The organism is Bacillus luti (assembly GCF_001884105.1).
Classification (GTDB): domain Bacteria; phylum Bacillota; class Bacilli; order Bacillales; family Bacillaceae_G; genus Bacillus_A; species Bacillus_A luti.
Map to the genome: position 1 here is coordinate 14,466 of NZ_MACI01000054.1, position 17,394 is coordinate 31,859.

Annotated in this window: 20 protein-coding genes; 6 read left to right on the plus strand and 14 right to left on the minus strand. The window is 34.3% G+C overall.

What is annotated here, in order from left to right:
* Window positions 1–16 precede the first annotated feature (16 nt).
* From BAQ48_RS12315 to BAQ48_RS12335, 5 genes are all read right to left on the minus strand, one after another.
* Complete coding sequence (locus BAQ48_RS12315; RefSeq protein ID WP_071711298.1) at window positions 17–1,417, minus strand: flagellar hook-associated protein 2; 1,401 nt, start codon at window positions 1,415–1,417, stop codon at window positions 17–19.
* A gap of 19 nt (window positions 1,418–1,436) precedes the next feature.
* Window positions 1,437–2,300: a flagellar hook-associated protein 3 gene (locus BAQ48_RS12320; protein WP_071711299.1), complete on the minus strand. Its 864-nt coding sequence runs from the start codon at window positions 2,298–2,300 to the stop codon at window positions 1,437–1,439.
* A gap of 135 nt (window positions 2,301–2,435) precedes the next feature.
* The gene (gene flgK, locus BAQ48_RS12325; protein WP_001239689.1) at window positions 2,436–3,734 is read right to left on the minus strand and encodes a flagellar hook-associated protein FlgK; all 1,299 of its coding nucleotides are present in this window, start codon (window positions 3,732–3,734) and stop codon (window positions 2,436–2,438) included.
* Between the two features lie 17 nt (window positions 3,735–3,751).
* Complete coding sequence (locus BAQ48_RS12330; RefSeq protein WP_071711300.1) at window positions 3,752–4,204, minus strand: hypothetical protein; 453 nt, start codon at window positions 4,202–4,204, stop codon at window positions 3,752–3,754.
* A 15-nt stretch (window positions 4,205–4,219) separates the two neighbouring features.
* Window positions 4,220–4,684: a YaaR family protein gene (locus BAQ48_RS12335; RefSeq protein ID WP_000946323.1), complete on the minus strand. Its 465-nt coding sequence runs from the start codon at window positions 4,682–4,684 to the stop codon at window positions 4,220–4,222.
* Window positions 4,685–4,827: 143 nt separating this feature from the next.
* Here BAQ48_RS12335 and BAQ48_RS12340 point away from each other — a divergent pair, with 143 nt between their 5' ends.
* Both BAQ48_RS12340 and BAQ48_RS12345 read left to right on the plus strand, forming a co-directional pair.
* A complete protein-coding gene (locus tag BAQ48_RS12340; RefSeq protein WP_071711301.1) occupies window positions 4,828–5,325 on the plus strand; it encodes a flagellar motor switch protein FliG in 498 nt (165 codons plus the stop codon).
* Window positions 5,326–5,364: 39 nt separating this feature from the next.
* The gene (locus tag BAQ48_RS12345) at window positions 5,365–6,147 is read left to right on the plus strand and encodes a CheR family methyltransferase (RefSeq protein WP_000582900.1); all 783 of its coding nucleotides are present in this window, start codon (window positions 5,365–5,367) and stop codon (window positions 6,145–6,147) included.
* 31 nt (window positions 6,148–6,178) lie between these two features.
* Here BAQ48_RS12345 and BAQ48_RS12350 read toward each other — a convergent pair whose 3' ends face one another.
* The 7 genes from BAQ48_RS12350 to BAQ48_RS12380 form a co-directional block, all read right to left on the minus strand.
* The gene (locus BAQ48_RS12350; protein ID WP_071711302.1) at window positions 6,179–6,895 is read right to left on the minus strand and encodes a hypothetical protein; all 717 of its coding nucleotides are present in this window, start codon (window positions 6,893–6,895) and stop codon (window positions 6,179–6,181) included.
* Between the two features lie 27 nt (window positions 6,896–6,922).
* The gene (locus tag BAQ48_RS12355) at window positions 6,923–8,248 is read right to left on the minus strand and encodes a transglycosylase (RefSeq protein ID WP_071711303.1); all 1,326 of its coding nucleotides are present in this window, start codon (window positions 8,246–8,248) and stop codon (window positions 6,923–6,925) included.
* Between the two features lie 29 nt (window positions 8,249–8,277).
* Window positions 8,278–9,921: a flagellar motor switch protein gene (locus tag BAQ48_RS12360; protein ID WP_071711304.1), complete on the minus strand. Its 1,644-nt coding sequence runs from the start codon at window positions 9,919–9,921 to the stop codon at window positions 8,278–8,280.
* Window positions 9,922–10,253: 332 nt separating this feature from the next.
* Window positions 10,254–12,317 carry a chemotaxis protein CheA gene (locus tag BAQ48_RS12365; RefSeq protein ID WP_071711305.1) on the minus strand — a complete coding sequence of 688 codons (2,064 nt, stop codon included), beginning with the start codon at window positions 12,315–12,317 and terminating at the stop codon, window positions 10,254–10,256.
* Between the two features lie 128 nt (window positions 12,318–12,445).
* Window positions 12,446–12,814: a response regulator gene (locus BAQ48_RS12370; protein ID WP_000940567.1), complete on the minus strand. Its 369-nt coding sequence runs from the start codon at window positions 12,812–12,814 to the stop codon at window positions 12,446–12,448.
* A gap of 147 nt (window positions 12,815–12,961) precedes the next feature.
* Complete coding sequence (locus BAQ48_RS12375) at window positions 12,962–13,639, minus strand: OmpA family protein (protein ID WP_000747168.1); 678 nt, start codon at window positions 13,637–13,639, stop codon at window positions 12,962–12,964.
* Between the two features lie 19 nt (window positions 13,640–13,658).
* Window positions 13,659–14,492, minus strand: coding sequence for a flagellar motor protein MotP (locus tag BAQ48_RS12380; RefSeq protein WP_071711306.1), 834 nt, complete (start codon window positions 14,490–14,492; stop codon window positions 13,659–13,661).
* 173 nt (window positions 14,493–14,665) lie between these two features.
* Between BAQ48_RS12380 and BAQ48_RS12385 the strand changes: the two genes are divergently transcribed.
* Window positions 14,666–15,268, plus strand: coding sequence for an HD domain-containing protein (locus BAQ48_RS12385; protein ID WP_071711307.1), 603 nt, complete (start codon window positions 14,666–14,668; stop codon window positions 15,266–15,268).
* A 27-nt stretch (window positions 15,269–15,295) separates the two neighbouring features.
* Here the strand turns inward: BAQ48_RS12385 and hfq are convergent, their stop codons facing one another.
* Together hfq and BAQ48_RS12395 are read right to left on the minus strand one after the other, a co-directional pair.
* On the minus strand, window positions 15,296–15,484 hold the full coding sequence (gene hfq, locus BAQ48_RS12390) for an RNA chaperone Hfq (RefSeq protein ID WP_000400666.1): 189 nt from the start codon (window positions 15,482–15,484) through the stop codon (window positions 15,296–15,298).
* Window positions 15,485–15,538: 54 nt separating this feature from the next.
* Complete coding sequence (locus BAQ48_RS12395) at window positions 15,539–15,757, minus strand: aspartyl-phosphate phosphatase Spo0E family protein (protein ID WP_060630268.1); 219 nt, start codon at window positions 15,755–15,757, stop codon at window positions 15,539–15,541.
* 249 nt (window positions 15,758–16,006) lie between these two features.
* Between BAQ48_RS12395 and BAQ48_RS12400 the strand changes: the two genes are divergently transcribed.
* The 3 genes from BAQ48_RS12400 to BAQ48_RS12410 all read left to right on the plus strand — a co-directional run.
* Entirely contained in the window at window positions 16,007–16,129 is a 123-nt protein-coding gene (locus BAQ48_RS12400) for a YjcZ family sporulation protein (RefSeq protein ID WP_071711308.1), read from the plus strand.
* Between the two features lie 189 nt (window positions 16,130–16,318).
* On the plus strand, window positions 16,319–16,786 hold the full coding sequence (locus tag BAQ48_RS12405; RefSeq protein WP_071711309.1) for a VOC family protein: 468 nt from the start codon (window positions 16,319–16,321) through the stop codon (window positions 16,784–16,786).
* A gap of 175 nt (window positions 16,787–16,961) precedes the next feature.
* Window positions 16,962–17,394, plus strand: a 433-nt coding sequence (locus BAQ48_RS12410; RefSeq protein WP_165613797.1) for a sulfite exporter TauE/SafE family protein, incomplete at its 3' end; no start/stop codon positions are given.

Sequence of the window (17,394 nt, forward strand, 5' to 3'; positions counted from 1 at the left end):
CTTCCTTAGCTTTTCATTAATCATCACTTTTTTGTTTTGTCATTGCTTTAATTGTTTTTAATTGGCTATCAAGCGCTGCTAATGTACTTTCTAACTTTTGATACTTCTTCACAATTTCATCTTGCTTTTGCAAGTTTTGTGATTCAATATCTTTAATCTTCTTATCTAAATCACTTACACGCGAATCGATGTTTTTCACACGTTCCCCAACTACACCCTTATCACCAAATAACTTTTCAAGTGGTTCTTCCATCATCTTTCCTATCCCATTTGAACTAAAGAAGAACTGTTTTGCTGCATCAGGATTATCTTTTAACGCTTTTGTCAATTTTTCATCGTCCACTTGCATTGTTCCATCTTGTTTTAATTGAATACCGTATGTGAACAAATAGTTGCCATCCTTTGAAAACGTCACGACGTTATTCATCATTTGGCGAACACTTTGCATAATTGCTTGTCCTTGGAAAGCTCCATTTTTCCCATCAAAAATATCAGCTGTACCTACAGCTTTATTGTAATCAGCTACCATTTTCTTAATTAAATTCGCTGCTTCTGTGACGTTTGAATCACTAACTGTAAACTTCAAATCTATGCCTTTTTGATCCACCGCTTTTGTATCTGCACCCGCGTCACCACTAGGCTTATTTTCAACTATCGGATCGGTTACTTTTAAAAGCTCAATCTTCACACCAGGAAGTGATTCAATTGTGTTGCTAGCGCTTTTTTCTTCAATACCATTGATACTATATATTGCATCTAATGCTTTATTAATCGTATTTAATTTCATTTCTGAAGTAGAGCCTTCCACTTTCGAATAAAACAAATCCGTAAGTACATTAGGCGGTGTTTCTTCTAATTTAATATTATTTGTTGCCCCTTCTTTCGTAGAGGACATGAAGATTTTTTTACCAAGTGTATATACTGATACACCATAATCCCCATCATTAATTTTATTAATTAAATCTTTATATGTCATATCAGTTGTTACTTTTAGTTCTTTTTCACCTAGTTTTATTGTTTCATTTCTTGGAAGCTTCTCATTTATATCAGTAATATCATTAGATGCGATTTGATGTCGCTGTGCAAGCTGATTAATCTTTATATTAAATGTTCCTGCAATAGCTCCACCATCTGCTTTTACGTTTATATAGCCATCTTGTGATGTCGTTACTTTTTTTTCATTCCCTTTAAAAGCCGCTAAGTTTTTAAAGGTTTGTGTGAAAGAACTAAATTCTGATTTTAAACTTGTGTATAATAGTTTATCTTGTGAAAGCTGGTTCTTTTCATTTGTATACGGTGTTTTTCTCATAGCTAACGCGTTCATTTCTAATTCAACGAAGTTAGAAGTATCGATCATATTATTACCGAGGTTCCAGATCTGTTGTCTACCGCCAATACCCGTTAACGTTCCTGCCATATTTCTCACTCCTTATCGTTTACATATAATCTAAAATACTCGTTTTACTCATCGTACTAATTGCTTTAAGCGTCGCTTCGTACGTCGCATTAATATATGCTAAATCAGAAATTGCCACCGCTAAATCAACATCTTCAATTTCTTTACGGTTTTCTTGAAGCGCTAAGTTTTGCTCACTTAAAATCGTCTTGAACGTATCTACAGTGTTCATCGTCGCTCCCACTTCTGTTGTACGATTAATAACACTATCTAAGTTTTTCTTATTCTCCTCTAAGAAAGGTTGTAGTGCATTTTGATCGCCGCTCTGCAAAGCATCTTTCATCTTTACTAACGTTTGAATAACAGGAGTTAGTAAATCATCGCCTTTACGAAATGCTTTAATTTCATAACCGTCATTTAGCTTCCACATTACATCTTTTTCGCCACCTTGGTATGTACCATCATCCGCAAACGGTGGTTTTTCTGCACTATCTCCACCAAAAAGATAGCGACCTTGCTCTTTCGTATTCGCTAAATAAACGACTTGTTTTAGAATTTGATCAACTTCTGTTCCAATTGCTTTTAATTCTTTTTCACTATTCGTCCCATTTAGTGCTTGAATCGTTAATTGATCTGCTCTCGTTAAAGATTTCACAATACCTTGTAATGTATTTTCAGTTTGACTTAACACATTTCTAGAATCTGCTATATCTTTTTGCATTTGTTCAATATTTGCCAATGAATGTTGAATCGCAAATGATTTACTTGCTGCTAGTGGATCTTCACTCATAAGAAGGTTTTTCTTCCCTGAAGTTACTTGATTTCGATGATATTGCTGCTGCACATTCAAATCCATTAACTGATTCTTTGCCCAGTTTGCATTTTGAAATGTAGATACTCTCATCCCTATTTTCTCCTTTATCTATATTTGAATTGGCGCAAAGAAGAAACCGCAGATATGTACGGTCATTCCCTTATCTAACCGCGCCCTCTGCCCACATAAAGAAAGAGCTTTTTTCTTTCTTCTTTGTATTACCTGTTACCTAATAATTGAAAACAAACTATCAAATACTTCATTCATCGTATTAATCGCTTTAGAGTTCGCCACGAAGTATTTTTGGAAGGCCATTAAATTTACCATTTCCTCTTCCATATTCACGCCTTCGATACTCATTTTTTCTTGCTGAATACCATCCAGTAAATCACCATGAATACTTTGATAGGCATTCACTGCACTTTTATCTGAAGCTACACCAACTATGAATTGGTCTAATGCTTGTTTATACGTAAGCCCCTCTTTATAATTTCCATCTGTAATTCCTGCCAGTTTATTTGCTGTTTCAGCAGATATTTTCATTTTCGAAACATCTTGTGCAAATTCTGGGTTTAATTTCATCTCTTGCGCGTAATCTCCAACGAAGAAATCTTTTCCCATCACTGTATTCACTTGCGTTTTCACTGAACTCATGAAGTCTTCAAGATTTTTCTTATAACCTGCAATCTTCGCTTTCGTATCTATCGCTGATTGAATCGCGCCGCTAGTTAAAGGAATTTCCGAACCATAAATTTCAACAGACATTGGTTCTTTTTCTTTATTTAATTGAAGTGGATATGTATCTTGTCCATTCACTGTTAAAACACCATTCATTCTAACACTTACAATATTAGGATTCATAGATTCATAAGACACTTCTATATCGGCATACTTAGACATCTCTGTAACGATACGATCACGTTCGTCTAGAAGTTGATTCGGTACTTGTGTGCCAGCTTGCCCAATTTTTTTATTCGCTTCTGCTAAACTAGCAGCAAGACGATTAAATTCATTCACATGCGCTTCAATATCTTCTGTCGTCTGGATTTCCGCCGTAGCTAAGTTTTTTGCAAGGCGATTTACCTGACTTGTGAATTTTCCCGTTTCAGCAATTAATGTATCATAGTAGTTTGATTGCTCTGGATTTTTTGCAACTTCACGGAAAGCGTTGAAGAACCCGTCCATTAAACTGGATAACGAATTCTTTCCAGTCGTACCTACCATAGACTCTACTCTCGATAAAGTAGAATTCATATATGCATAATATGAGAACTGTGACAATTGATCATTATATTGCTTCGTTTTCACTTCGTCCGTAATACGATCAACACCTAATGTTTGTACACCGTTACCAATTCTTTGTGCCGGCATATGCCCATTACTCGCTCCAGCAGAGGCAATATTCACTGCTTGACGTACATAACCTGGAGTATGAATGTTAGACAAGTTTTGTTTCGTCGTTTGTAATCCCATTTGGGCCGCTAGCATACCTGATAGCGGTGTATTATAATCAGATAATCTCATATCGATTCACTTCTCCTTTACAAAAGTTCGTTCATAAAGATTTGCGAATTATTGTTTCTCTCCAAATTATATTCAGAAACCGAATCCACAATACTTTCTGTAGTTTTTAATAGTACGTTTAAGTAATATTGATTTTTCAAAAGAATCATTTTTACATTCTCTTCTAATTCAACTAATGTTTTTTGTAATTTTTCTATTTTTTCAATTTCTTCATGAGAAAAATACGAAAATAACGTACTCACACGAAATGGTTCAACTCCCTGTTCTTTACAAAACTGAACAACCATCTCTTCAAATGAGCTTGATAATCCTTTTAAACCATCTATGTACTGTAATTGCTCTATTTGTAACTTTTGAACTGCATTTACATTTTTATGTTTTAAATTCTCGTATATGTTTTCTCCAAGTACTTGAATATTTTCATATGCTTTTTGAATAATCACGAGCTTTTCATATAATTGTATGTACATATAATTTCCCTCCTTTTACAAGACTAGATTTACAATTAAACCGTGGATTTCTCCGATTTGATTTAACATTTCTAAATGTCCTGTTTTTGTATTAATCAAATTCATAACATCTTCTAACTCATTTAATCCCATTTCTGCCTGTTTCACAATCGTCATTTTCTGTGAATATCCGTAACGCGGATGACGAGACATAACGTCTTTATATTGCAATACATTATCAACATAAAAATTCAAAAATGATTTCACCGTATTTTTATATTCCATAACATTATCAAGCGTTAATTCCATTTCAATTTTCTCTTTAATTTCTCCAATATTATCGACAAACGCTTCCATTTGTTCTAACAATTTATCTTTTTTCGGATCTGCATGCAAATTATCCGAAAATGCAAGTCCTGTCCTGACATTTGCTTCTTTCGGCATTTGAGTAGCAGGCGGTATATGCGATAAAATTGGATTATGCGAGATAGAACGTAGCATATATATCACCTATTTATTTTTTTATTTCTTCCTAAAGTTAATCGTAAAATCCATTTATTTATAATTATACTCTGAACACTCATATTTTGCAGTTATTTTTTATAGAAGATATGTTACAATTTAGCATGAGGTGGCACAATTCTATGAATATTTTTCTTTGTGGTTCAAATCAATTAACAGCATTAGATCAAGAAGAAATTAAAAAGTTTTTAACTGACTATGCTCATAAGCATAAAATTTACATATTATGTTATAAGTCTATTGAAAATGAAGTTCTTCGTTTTTTCATCGAAAACGAAAGACTCGCCCAAAATTTATGCCTTTACACACTACAACCGTTACAAGCAGTAACAGATGAATTTCAAGAAGTCGTTGATTACTTAAAAAAACACGGAGCCGAATACGTTGCTTTTGATCACCCTACCGACTCCATTTACCGATCAGATTATATGTTTTTTGTAAAACAAATTATTGAAGATACCGATTTAGTTCTCTGTTTTTATAATGGAGACAAACATACATCAGTTATTCCTGTTGATATTGCAAAAGAAGCGGGGATTGATGCTGTTATTTATGATTTACCAGGTTTACATGAAAAGCAAATGAAAAAAAGCTTTGAACAAAAAATTCGTATGATGTAAAGGGGGAGGCACAATATCGTTATTGTGCCCATTGTAAATATGATAATTGAACAAGATTATGATCATTTTATCGCGAGTTTTAAGCAACAATTCAATATGGATATCGCTTCGTATAAACAAGATAGAATGCGCCGTAGAATTGATGCTTTTATTACGAGAAAAGGCTTTGAAAACTACATTAATTTTTTTAGCCATTTACGTGCCGATCAAAATTTATTTTTAAGCTTTATTGACTATATTACAATTAACGTTTCAGAGTTTTTCAGAAATAAAGAACGCTGGCAAACGTTAGAGACGAAAGCACTACCAAAATTACTTGAACAAAATAACGGGAAATTAAAAATATGGAGTGCCGCCTGCGCTGCCGGTGAAGAGCCATACACACTCTCTTTAATTTTATCGAAACATCTTTCTCCATTTCGCTTTGAAATACAAGCAACGGATCTTGATTTTCATATATTGGAAACTGCAAAGCGCGGTCAATATACAGAACGTTCTTTAAAAGAATTACCTACCGATTTGAAAGAGCGCCATTTTACGAAAGAGGATGATACATATTCATTGCATCAAAGCATTAAGCAACATGTCACGTTCAAACAACACGACCTCTTAATGCAGTCATTCGATACAAATTACGATTTAATCGTATGTCGTAATGTAATGATTTACTTTACAGAAGAAGCGAGAGTAAAACTGTATGAAAAGTTTAGTCGTTCTTTACGAAAAGGTGGCGTACTATTTGTTGGTAGTACAGAACAAATTTTAACGCCCGAACGCTACAACCTTCAGCGATTCGATACATTTTTCTACGAAAAAATATAAAAAGGTCGTCACAATTGAAGTGACGACCTTTTTATATAACTCGAATCAAAATAATAGCAACAATCCATATAAAGAGAAAAAGAAACGTCATTGACCATTTATGTTCTTGCATCGCTTGTTTCAATGTTTGAGATAGTTGCGTCATATTCATTTCTGCGAGCGCTCTCCATACACTTACATCTCGATCTTTACCCATGCGATCCATGCCGCTAATTAAAATGGTTTCATTAGACAATTTCGTTATATAAGCAGCAATAACCGTTACCATTAAATTTATATTTCCTTCTGAAGAATCACTTTCTACCCTAGAAATAAGCGCACTCACATCTAGTAACGGGATATGTACCTTTCTACCAAATGATAATTGTACTTCAGCAAAATCATACGTTCCATCTAACAAAGGAAGTTCTTTTATATGTGCTTGCTTAACAAGTCCTTGCAGGCTTCTAATTACTTGTTCGTATATTTTTTCTGCTTGCTTTCCTTCTCCAGATAAAGTATGTAGCTTTTTAAAGAGTTGTAACACTGTATCCATCTCTTTAAAAAGCATTTCCTTCATACTCTTTCCATCACTTACACTTGCAAGTAAAATTCCTATTTCATTATTTTTCGTAACGATTGTAGATTGTCCAGTAAACACTAGGTTACTACGCTTTCGCTCTTTCTGAATTTCATGTTCTGAAATAGCTTTAGGCTGTTTTAATGGTTGCAGCGTCTTATTTTCAATTGTTGTACGTTTAATTTCCATTTAAGCGCCTCCACTACTATGAAATAATTAGCCCCATTCTTTATTACTCTTTAAAACTAAAAACAGTACGAATAAACCTGACATGATAGCAAACACATTAGATGCTTGTACTCCTTGCTCACCTTGTTCCTGTTTCTTCTCTTCTGGCTCTTCTTTCTTTTTCGAGACATCGTGATTGTCATTTTTTCCTTTTTTCTCTTTTTGAGCCTTTGCATTCGTTACTTCTTTATTTTCTTTCAACGGCTCTTTTATCACGTAGTTCATTTCTTCTTTCTCTTTTAACGGCTCTCTTATAAAACTGTTTACTTCTTCGTCTTGCCTCGGAATTTGGACAACCGGAAGTTTTTCTTCTTGAAGCGGGATTTCTACTTTCCAATCGTCCTGCTCCCCAGTTTCGTTCTTCTCTTCTAACGTATTTTCATCCTCTTTTTCTTCTGGCTTTTTACCATCTTCCATTTTTTTCTCAAAAATAGAAACGATATATTCACTTTCCACCACCAGTTTATTACCTGCCGCATCTATTATTTCCACAAATAGTTTATATGGTCCAATTGGCAAATCAGCAGTTATTTCAATTACTTTTTGCCAATCCATTTCACGCTTGTTGTAGTCTAATAAAAAAGGAATCTCTTGTTCGTCTTTTCCCTTTAATATAACGCGGGCTTCTTTCACAACTGATTCTATGTCTGCTGCCTTCACTCGTACACGTATAGAATCACCTTGTTTTCGTTCAATTACGTTCTCCTTTGCCTCGTCAACAGTAACTTTATGCAACTTCGGCAACTCTTTATCTATTGTTGGCGCTTCATTATTTATACGAATAAGCGGGACTTTCACTTCATTTTCTATAAGCTCTTCCTTCTCATTTTCTTTATAACTTTGAACGAGCTGAAGATGCCATTCACCTTGCAAATCAAAAACCTCGATCTTATAGTTCGCAATCCATTGCTTCGTTTCTTCTTCATACTCAAAAAATAGCATTCTTTCTTGTGCATATTGCTCGCCATTGTTTTGCAATATACCTTTCATACTTTGAATGCTTTTCTCATTTCGTTCCACAGTAATCCGCAATTCTTCGCCAACCTTCAATTCCTGCTTATTTACTGTAATAATCCCTTGATCTGTTTCTATCTTTCTTCCGATTTCTTGTTCATTCGTTACTTCTTTTTGTTCCTCTTCAACTTCGTTCATTTCCACTCGTTCTGTCTGCTCTTGAATTGCCTTGTTTTTTTCTTGTATGTCCACTTCATTTATATTTTGATCTCGCTCAATTTGTTCTTCCGCTTGAATTTGCAAAGGGAATAACAAATGTATGCATAGCCAGCAAACTAGAAAAAGCTTTACGTTTTTCATCTACTTGTTCAAACTCCTATTTCAACGCCTTACAGCGTTTTCGTCACTTTTACTCCGAAAAATCCATCTACATTTACAAGTTCACCATACGCCACTAATACATCGTTTACATAAATTTGAATCGGTTCATCAATATCTTCATCCAATACAACCGCTTCATTTTCTTGTAAACTTAATATATCTTGAATTGTTTTCACAGTACTTCCAAATACAAACTTCACATTCATTTCTACATTTTGCAAGATGGATGTATCCATATATACTGGCTCGATTTGTTTAACTTCTTTAAATTCAATAGGTTGCACAACAGGTACTACAATGTCTTCCTCTTCTATTTCTTCCTCAATCTGTTCCTCTTGCCCTTCCACCATTGGGTATAGAAGTCGCCTCACCATTTCTTTCGCCTCTGAAATCGGTAAAATTTGATACATTTTCGATTGAAGTAAATCGCCAATTTCAATGTTGAATGTAATTTGGACAAGCTCGTCCCCTTCCATAGCTTCACCCAAATATTCCATTTCTTCTCGCAGCGTAACAAATTTAACTTCTGGTGGTGTCATATCCATTTTTTCTTTAAACATTTCTGACATGGCAGTTGCCGCATGCCCCATCATTTGATTCATAATTTCTTTAATACCACTTAACTCTAATTCACTTAGCTCTTTCTCAGGATCAATTTCTCCTGTCCCCATCATCATCAAATCTACCATTGTTAAAGCAACATCTTTCGTAAATACGAATACGTTCTCATTTTTTAATCCTTCAACAAAATCAACATTTAAAATGACGAATGGTACAGGTACCCCATCATAATGACGAACATTAATCGCCTCTACGTGTGGTGTGCTAATAGTGACTGGCTGATTTAAAAGTGTTGATAATACTGTTGAAGCTGAACCAATTGATATATTCGCAATTTCACCTAGCACATCTTTCTCTTCTTGCGTTAACTGCTCTTTTTCAACATGTTCTTCTACAATCTCAGTTTCCACGATTTCTGCCGACTCATTTGTTTCTTCCACTTCACCAGATAATTGCAGTAATTTATTTATCATTTGTTTCGTATGTTCAACTGAAACAATTTGCACCAATTTAGAGTTTACAAGATTATCTATTTTTAAATCAAACGACACTTTAACAATCATGTTACTTCCATTTATCCCGGAGATCTTCTCCATTTCTTCTGATAGCTTTACAACTTTAATTGTCGGTGGAGACATATCTACTGTGTCTTGGAAGAACTCCGACATAGATGTAGCTGCGAACCCCATCATTTGATTCATCGCTTCTTGTACAGCACTTAGTTCTAATTCACCAAGTTCTTTTCCTTCTTCCACTTCACCTGTCCCCATCATCATTAAATCAGCAATGGATAAAGCAACATTTTGCTGGAGGACAAGTAGATTTTCCATATCTAAGCCTTTTGTAAAATGAATATTTAATACAACATGAGGAACTTCAACATCACTTGTATCATATAAATCTACTACCTCTACACGAGGAGCAGTTATACTTACTTGTCTATTTAAAATTGTTGATAATACTGTCGAAGCTGAACCGAATGATATATTTGCGATTTCACCAAGAATATCGCATTCTTGAGACGTTAAATCCACCTTTTCTTTCTCTAGCACAATTGTACTTGTATCCCCTTGTGTGTTTTGCTCTGGCATTTTCCCCGCCTCCTCATTTCTGTTTTTCCATCTAATAATATAAAGTGAAACTTTAATCAGTAGGGTTTTCTTCATCCCCCATTAATTATTAGCTCACACTAATCGGGCCATGATCTTCCGCCTAACTCCATCGCACTCTCCGAATTTTGAGCTTTGGGTCTTACTACCCGGCAAATAGCGGGATAAATTCTCAATTATTATATTTTAACAAACTTATTATACGAATCTTTCATACATATTTTTCCGATTAAATGTGATTCATTTTTTCATATTCGTAATGAACCAAAAAGCTCCCCAATTGTATACAAGTGGGGAGCCTTCCTTCATTCCTATTATAAACCTTCTGGGTTTAAAATGAGGACCACTCGTCCATCACCAAGAATCGTTGCACCAGAGAAATAGTTAGAGCTCTCTGCAAAGAAGTCACCTAATGACTTTAAGACTATTTCTCTTTGACCGATAATTGTGTTTACAATAAGTCCATAGCTGCGATGTGTATTACGAACAATTAACACAGGAACCATTTGACTATCATATGACTCAAACGCCTCATCTACTGTTTTTTCACCAAATACAGTACTTAAATGCTTCACTTCAATAATTTGATCGCGATAGTTTAATACATCTTTCCCTTGTAAGGATTGAATGTCTTCTCTCTTAATTCGAATTGCTTCAACAATACTTCCAAGAGGTAAAGCATAACGCTTATCATTCGTTTGAACGAGCATCGATTGAATAATGGATAAAGTTAACGGAAGTTCAATTCTGAATGTACTTCCTTTTCCTTCCTCAGAATCGATAATCAAATGGCCACCTAAACTATGGATTGTATGCTTCACAACATCTAATCCGACACCACGTCCTGAAAGATCTGATACGACTTCAGCTGTACTAAATCCTGGTTGGAAGATCAAATCAAATACTTCACGGTCTGTTAATTTATTTGCCTCTGCTTCTGTTACAACGCCATTTTTAATCGCTTTTTCTAATACTTTCCCTTTATAAATACCATTTCCATCATCCGTAATTTGAATAACGACATGATTTCCACTATGAAACGCCTCTAATTTAATCGTACCTGTTTCATTTTTACCTGCATCACGACGTTGTTCAACAGTTTCAATACCATGATCAATCGCATTACGAATTAAATGAACAAGTGGATCACCGATTTCATCAATAACAATTTTATCAACTTCAGTATCTTCACCTGTAATTTGCAAATCAATTTTCTTCCCTAAATCTTTCGCTAACATACGTACCATACGCGGGAAACGGTTAAAAACAGTTTCAATTGGAACCATACGCATATTTAGTAATACATTTTGAATATCTTTTGAAATATCACCTAATCGATTTAAATGCTCAATTAATTCCTTGTTTTGAATCGTTTGTGCCAATTCATCGATGCGCCCACGCTCAATTACACTTTCTTCAAACATATTCATTAGTCTTTCAATTTTCTCTAATTGAACACGAATGGAACGATTCTCCACTTTAGCATTTTTCGTTTTCGTTGTGCTTTTAGCTGACGTAGCACTAGCAGGTTGTGCCACCTCCTCTATAGGGGTTTCCAACTGCGTAACCATAGCAGGTTGTACCACCGCCTCTATAGGAGTTTCCATTTGCGTAACTATAGCAGGTTGTACCGTTTCTTCTACTTGTACAAATTCCTGTACAACGACTTCTGGCGAAACTACTTCCTGCGAGGATTCTCCTTGCTTTACTTCTACTTTATCAATTTCAGAAACATGAAGTACTACTTGTTTCAATTCTTCTACACTACGATCCGTATTCATAAATACTGTGAACTCAAATCCGAAAGCATCCGCCTCGATTTCTTCAATACTTGGAACTGTTTTTTGTATATCACCTAAATTTTGCAGTGCTTCAATACACATAATGGCACGTACTGCTTTTAAAATCGCTTGTTGTTCAACAGTTATGTACACTTCATGCGAAACTACATTCTTATTACTTATACGATTGTTCTCCACGTTGTCTGCAGAAACTTCTACATTACCATTCAATAGCACTTCTAATTTTTGTTTAGTCGATGCAGCATCAATATTACCCATTCCGCCTTGTTGCACATCTGCAACCATCTTCTCCAAATTATCAATGCACTCAAAAATCACATCAATAATATTTGCATTTACCACTATATTCCCATGGCGGATTTCATCTAACACATTTTCCATTTTATGCGTTAAATCCGCCATTTCTGTAAATTCCATACTTGCAGACATACCTTTAAATGTATGAGCTGAGCGGAATATTTCTCCGACTACACCCATATCAGCAGGATTCTGTTCTAAAATTAGCACATTTTCATTTAGCGACTGTAAATGTTCTTCTGATTCTTCAAAAAATATATTTAATAGATCTGTTTGCATTTTAATCCCCTACCTGTCTAACAAACATTTCATTCATGTATAACAATTTAATGTTTTATAACGAGAAAAAAGGGGGCCACACACCATCCGCTATCATTGTTTTGATTCCTTGTGGCACCCCTTTTATATTAGCTATTTGCTACTTTTGTTAAAGCTTCAATTACACGATCCGCTTGGAATGGTTTTACAATAAAGTCTTTTGCCCCGCCTTTAATTGCATCTAATACCATCCCTTGTTGTCCCATTGCAGAACAAATAACAACTTTTGCACTTGCATCAATTTTCATAATTTCTTTTAATGCTTCAAGTCCGTCCATTTCCGGCATAGTAATATCTAATGTTACAATGTCAGGTTGAAGCTCTTTATATTTTTGAATTGCTTCTATCCCATTCTCCGCTTCACCGATAACTTCAAATTCAGCATTACTTTTTAATAAGTTTTTAATCATCGTTCGCATAAACATCGCATCGTCTACAACTAAAATTTTATGTGCCATTCTTTTAGATTCTCTCCTTCTATGTATAAAAATATCTTAATATTTCACCTTATCATTCTCACTCATTATACAAAATAAAACGATAAAATTTAATATTTTTTTAAAAGAATTTCTGTATTTTTATTATATTATTATTAAAATAATATACTATTCTTTTATATAAATGACAACGCGACGGTTTTTCTCCCAATTTTGCGGTGAATCATTTGGTACAACTGGCTTTGTATCTGCATATCCTACCGCAGCTAATCTTTTATCATCCACATGATACACCTCGATTAAGTGATGTATCATATTAGCCGCTCTTGCTGAAGATAATTCCCAGTTAGAAGGAAACTTTTCATTATGGATTGGTCTACTATCTGTATGTCCTTCCACAACAATCGGATTTGGTACCGATTGGAAAAATCCGACTAATTGACTAATTATCTCTTTTGCTTCTGGTTTAACGCTCGCATCACCCGTGTCAAATATTAAATTATCTACTATAACGATGCTTACTCCTGTATCCTCTCGGTATACATTCACTTGACTAATACCGTTATTATCTACATACGCTTTTAACTTTTTATACAAGTCGTCCATTCGCTTCTTTGAGACCATTTTTTCATCATTTTTTTCATGTGAAATATCTGGTATTGTATTTTCCATTACTTTTGCATCTACTTGCTCCGCATCACTAAACTTTTCAAGCATCTTTGATAATTTTACTGTATCTTGCTTTGATGTAGCAACTAGTAATACAAAGAAAGTTAATAATAACATCGTTAAATCAGTAAAAGTTGTCATCCAACGAGGCGATCCCTTTTGCGGTCGTTTTTTCATCATACCACTCCTTGAAATATTAGGCTGCTCGTTTTACTTTTTTTGTCTTCGATTCGTATACATATGTATCCAGTTTTAACTTTAATTTAGAAGGGATTTGCCCACGATATAATTCTGAAATTGCTTCAATTACAAACTTCTTCTCTGTATACAAATCTTCAATTCCACGATATACCTTTTCAGCAAGAGGGATTGCAATCATATTCGCAAGTATAGATCCATACAATGTCGTTAGCATTGCAACTGCCATCCCTGTCCCAATTTGCGACGTATCTTGCAAGTTTTGAAGCATAATGATAAGACCGATTAAAGTCCCTATCATCCCCCAGGCTGGGGCAAAATCACCAATTTTATCTAATAAAGTTGCTCCCTTTCTTAATTCGTACACTTCTGTTTCTACATCTTTCATTAACACTTCTTTTAATTCATCTTCATCGTAACCGCTTAACATGAGTTGAATTCCTTTTTGAATAAACGGATTGTCTACCTGCTCTCCATCAACTTCTAAAGAAAGCAAACCGTGTTTTTTAGACTTTTTCGAAAAATCAACAAACAAATCCGTTAACTGTTCTAAATCTTCTTCTCTTCTATGTAAAACAGTAAAAATACTTTTCGTATATTTTTTTATTTCTCCAAATCGATACGCTACAACAATCGTCGCTGTTGTTCCCCCTATGACAATTAAAATAGATGAAACGTCTAAGAAGTTTTTAAACGCTTTTATTCCGCCGCCGCCAAGCATGATTGCCGCTATCACTATGGCGAAACCTATTATGATACCCATTGGGCTAGAAATGTCAAACTTCCTTTTTTTTCTTTGTGGTCTAGCAAACATTTGATTTTCGTCTCCCATATTCTTGCCCTTCCCTTTTTTATTTTCATAAAACATTTTTTTATTTTAATAATACGTTTTCACATATAATATGTATTATACGCCTATCATCTATTTATCGCAATATACTCATAAAATTGACACATTTCATTTCCATATTAGAATTATGGTATGCCAATATGAGGAGGATCACGATGGAACATAACATTTTACAAGTCATTGCACTAGCTGAAAAACTAAAATACGAAATGCGGCATAGCTGGCTTTCTAACGGACGCCAAGAAAGTGTAGCAGAACATACGTGGCGCATGTCTCTAATGGCCATTTTAGTTGAGCCTTATTTGGATCAAAAAGTAAATATTGAAAAATTACTTAAAATGGTTATTATTCACGACCTAGTCGAAGCTGAAGCAGGTGATATTCCAGCCTTTGATACAATGAATAGTCACGAGTTACAATTACAAAAACAAAAAAATGAACTAGAAGCAATTTTAAATATTAAACAAACATTAACAGGTTCTCTCGGTGAGGAATTGTATGATTTATGGATGGAGTTTGAAGCGAAAGAAACGTACGAAGCAAAAGTTGCGAACGCACTTGATAAACTTGAGGTGAAAATTCAGCATAACGAAGCTCATATTGATACGTGGCTACCAATTGAGCATAAAATGACATTCCAAGTAGCAAAGCATACGAATTTTGATACTTTCCTATCTAAATTACAAAAGATTATTGAACAAGATGGCGAAAAAAAATTAATAGCTGCCGGCATTGACGTTGAAGCTTGCAAACGATAATGAAATAAGACACTCAAAACGAGTGTCTTATTTCATTATTGTTGATACAGCCTGCTTGTAAATAAGTTGTTGTTTTCCATCGACTAACATTAAAACTGTAAATTTATCTACCCCAACAACTTCTCCTACTATTCTAACGCCACTCTTTAAGAAAATTGTAACCGTACCCTTTTCTTCTTTTATTTGTTTATACAACTCTTCTTGTAAATGTTCCAATTACTGTTCTCTCCTTCCTTACAAAACATCTTAATATAAAAAACTATAAATTTTTCATTTATGCACCTTATCTTTTACATTCATAAACTTATTAATTAGTATATCTAAATCTCGGCTAAATAACAAAACTTTATCATGATCCAATCCATGTCTAGCAACAAGTTGAATTAACTCTTTCTTTTTGTTTTCTATTTTATTTTGTAATTGTCCCATCTCCATCTCTTTACTAAAACTCCCTTTTCCCATAATATTACTTGTAAAATTATAGTACAAATTCCCACATAAAAAAATATAAAAATGGTTCTTTTTACAATTTTTTATATTTTTTTATGAACAAATTGCAAATTATATAACGATGCTCCACATATCCACGCATAAATCACCTTACAAATACAATCCAAATGAATTTACAGGCGTTTGTCTAATTACAAATGAGACTGGCTCCTTTCCCCTACAAAAAACATACTGTATATAGTAGTCCATGAACTATAAAGATGAATTTCCTAAAAAGGAGGAAAACACATGAGCTATGGTGGAAGTTGCGCTGGTTTCGGCGGTGGATTTGCTTTGCTTATCGTACTATTCATCCTTCTAATCATTATCGGATGTAGCTGTTGGGGTGGTGGCGGCGGATACGGATATTAACATATCATATCCTTTGCACCAACTCTAAAGGCATGCAGCAAAGAAACTAAAAACTATATGAAAACAGCTCATATTTGAGCTGTTTTTTCATACTTTCGTATGAAATTATATCCCTCTTTTTTGTGATTTCAACTAATAAAAAAACGTTTACTATGAAATAAGAAACGTTTTTTACTTAGGAGGATTACAATGATTAAAGGTCTTTACGAAGCACATTTACCCGTCCGTAACTTAGAAGTGTCTATACCTTTTTACGAATCACTTGGACTGAAATTGTATAAAAGAGGAGACGACATTGCTTTCTTTTGGATTAAAGAAAATGAAAGTTGGCTCGGCCTTTGGGAAGGCACAGAATACAAAGTTAATTATCATCCCTCTTTACGACACATCGCCTTTCAAGTAAGTTTACATGATTTAGAACATGCGATACATTGGCTAAGTCAAAAAGGCATTTCAGCACGAAAAGACTTTGGAATGGAACCAATTGAGCCAATTGTTTTTCCGGAATTAGCACATGCCGCCGTATACTTTAACGACCCTGATGGAAATAGTTTAGAACTGATTGCACAATTACCAGTTGGACTGCCTACAGAAAAGAAAGTGTATTTAAGCGAGTGGAAAAAACAAGTTCAAACATCGTCATTACATAAGGATTAAACTTTTATGTTAATTTGATCCCATTCATTATTTCTTGCCCAGCAATAATTTTTTAAAAATATCATTTGAGAAGAAACTACATATTTATGTTAAAATACAAATAAGTTTGTGAAAGTTTGCACTTAAATGTTAGACTTAAAATAGTTATTGAGTTTAATTAAATAGGAGGGCTATTTTGGGGATCACATTCATTTTCATATGTATTATATTAGTGGCTTCTATTTTGCAAGCAAGTACAGGTTTTGGCTTTTCTATAATGGCAACACCCTTTTTATTAATGCTATTCCTACCACAGGAAGCCATACAAATAAACATTATTTTATCATTAATTATTTCCATATCACTCATTTGGAAAATACGAATGGACGTTGATTTTATTTTACTGAAACGGTTTATTTTTGGAAGTATAGCCGGTGTACCTTTTGGAATTTTAATCTTCATTTCCGTTAACATAAACACTTTTAAATTAACAATTAGCATCCTACTCTTACTATTAACATTGTTGCTAATATGCAATGTTAAAGTTAGATCAACACCGTGTAGAGATTTCGTAGTTGGTGGATTATCTGGACTTTTAACGACGAGTATCGGTATGCCCGCCCCCCCCC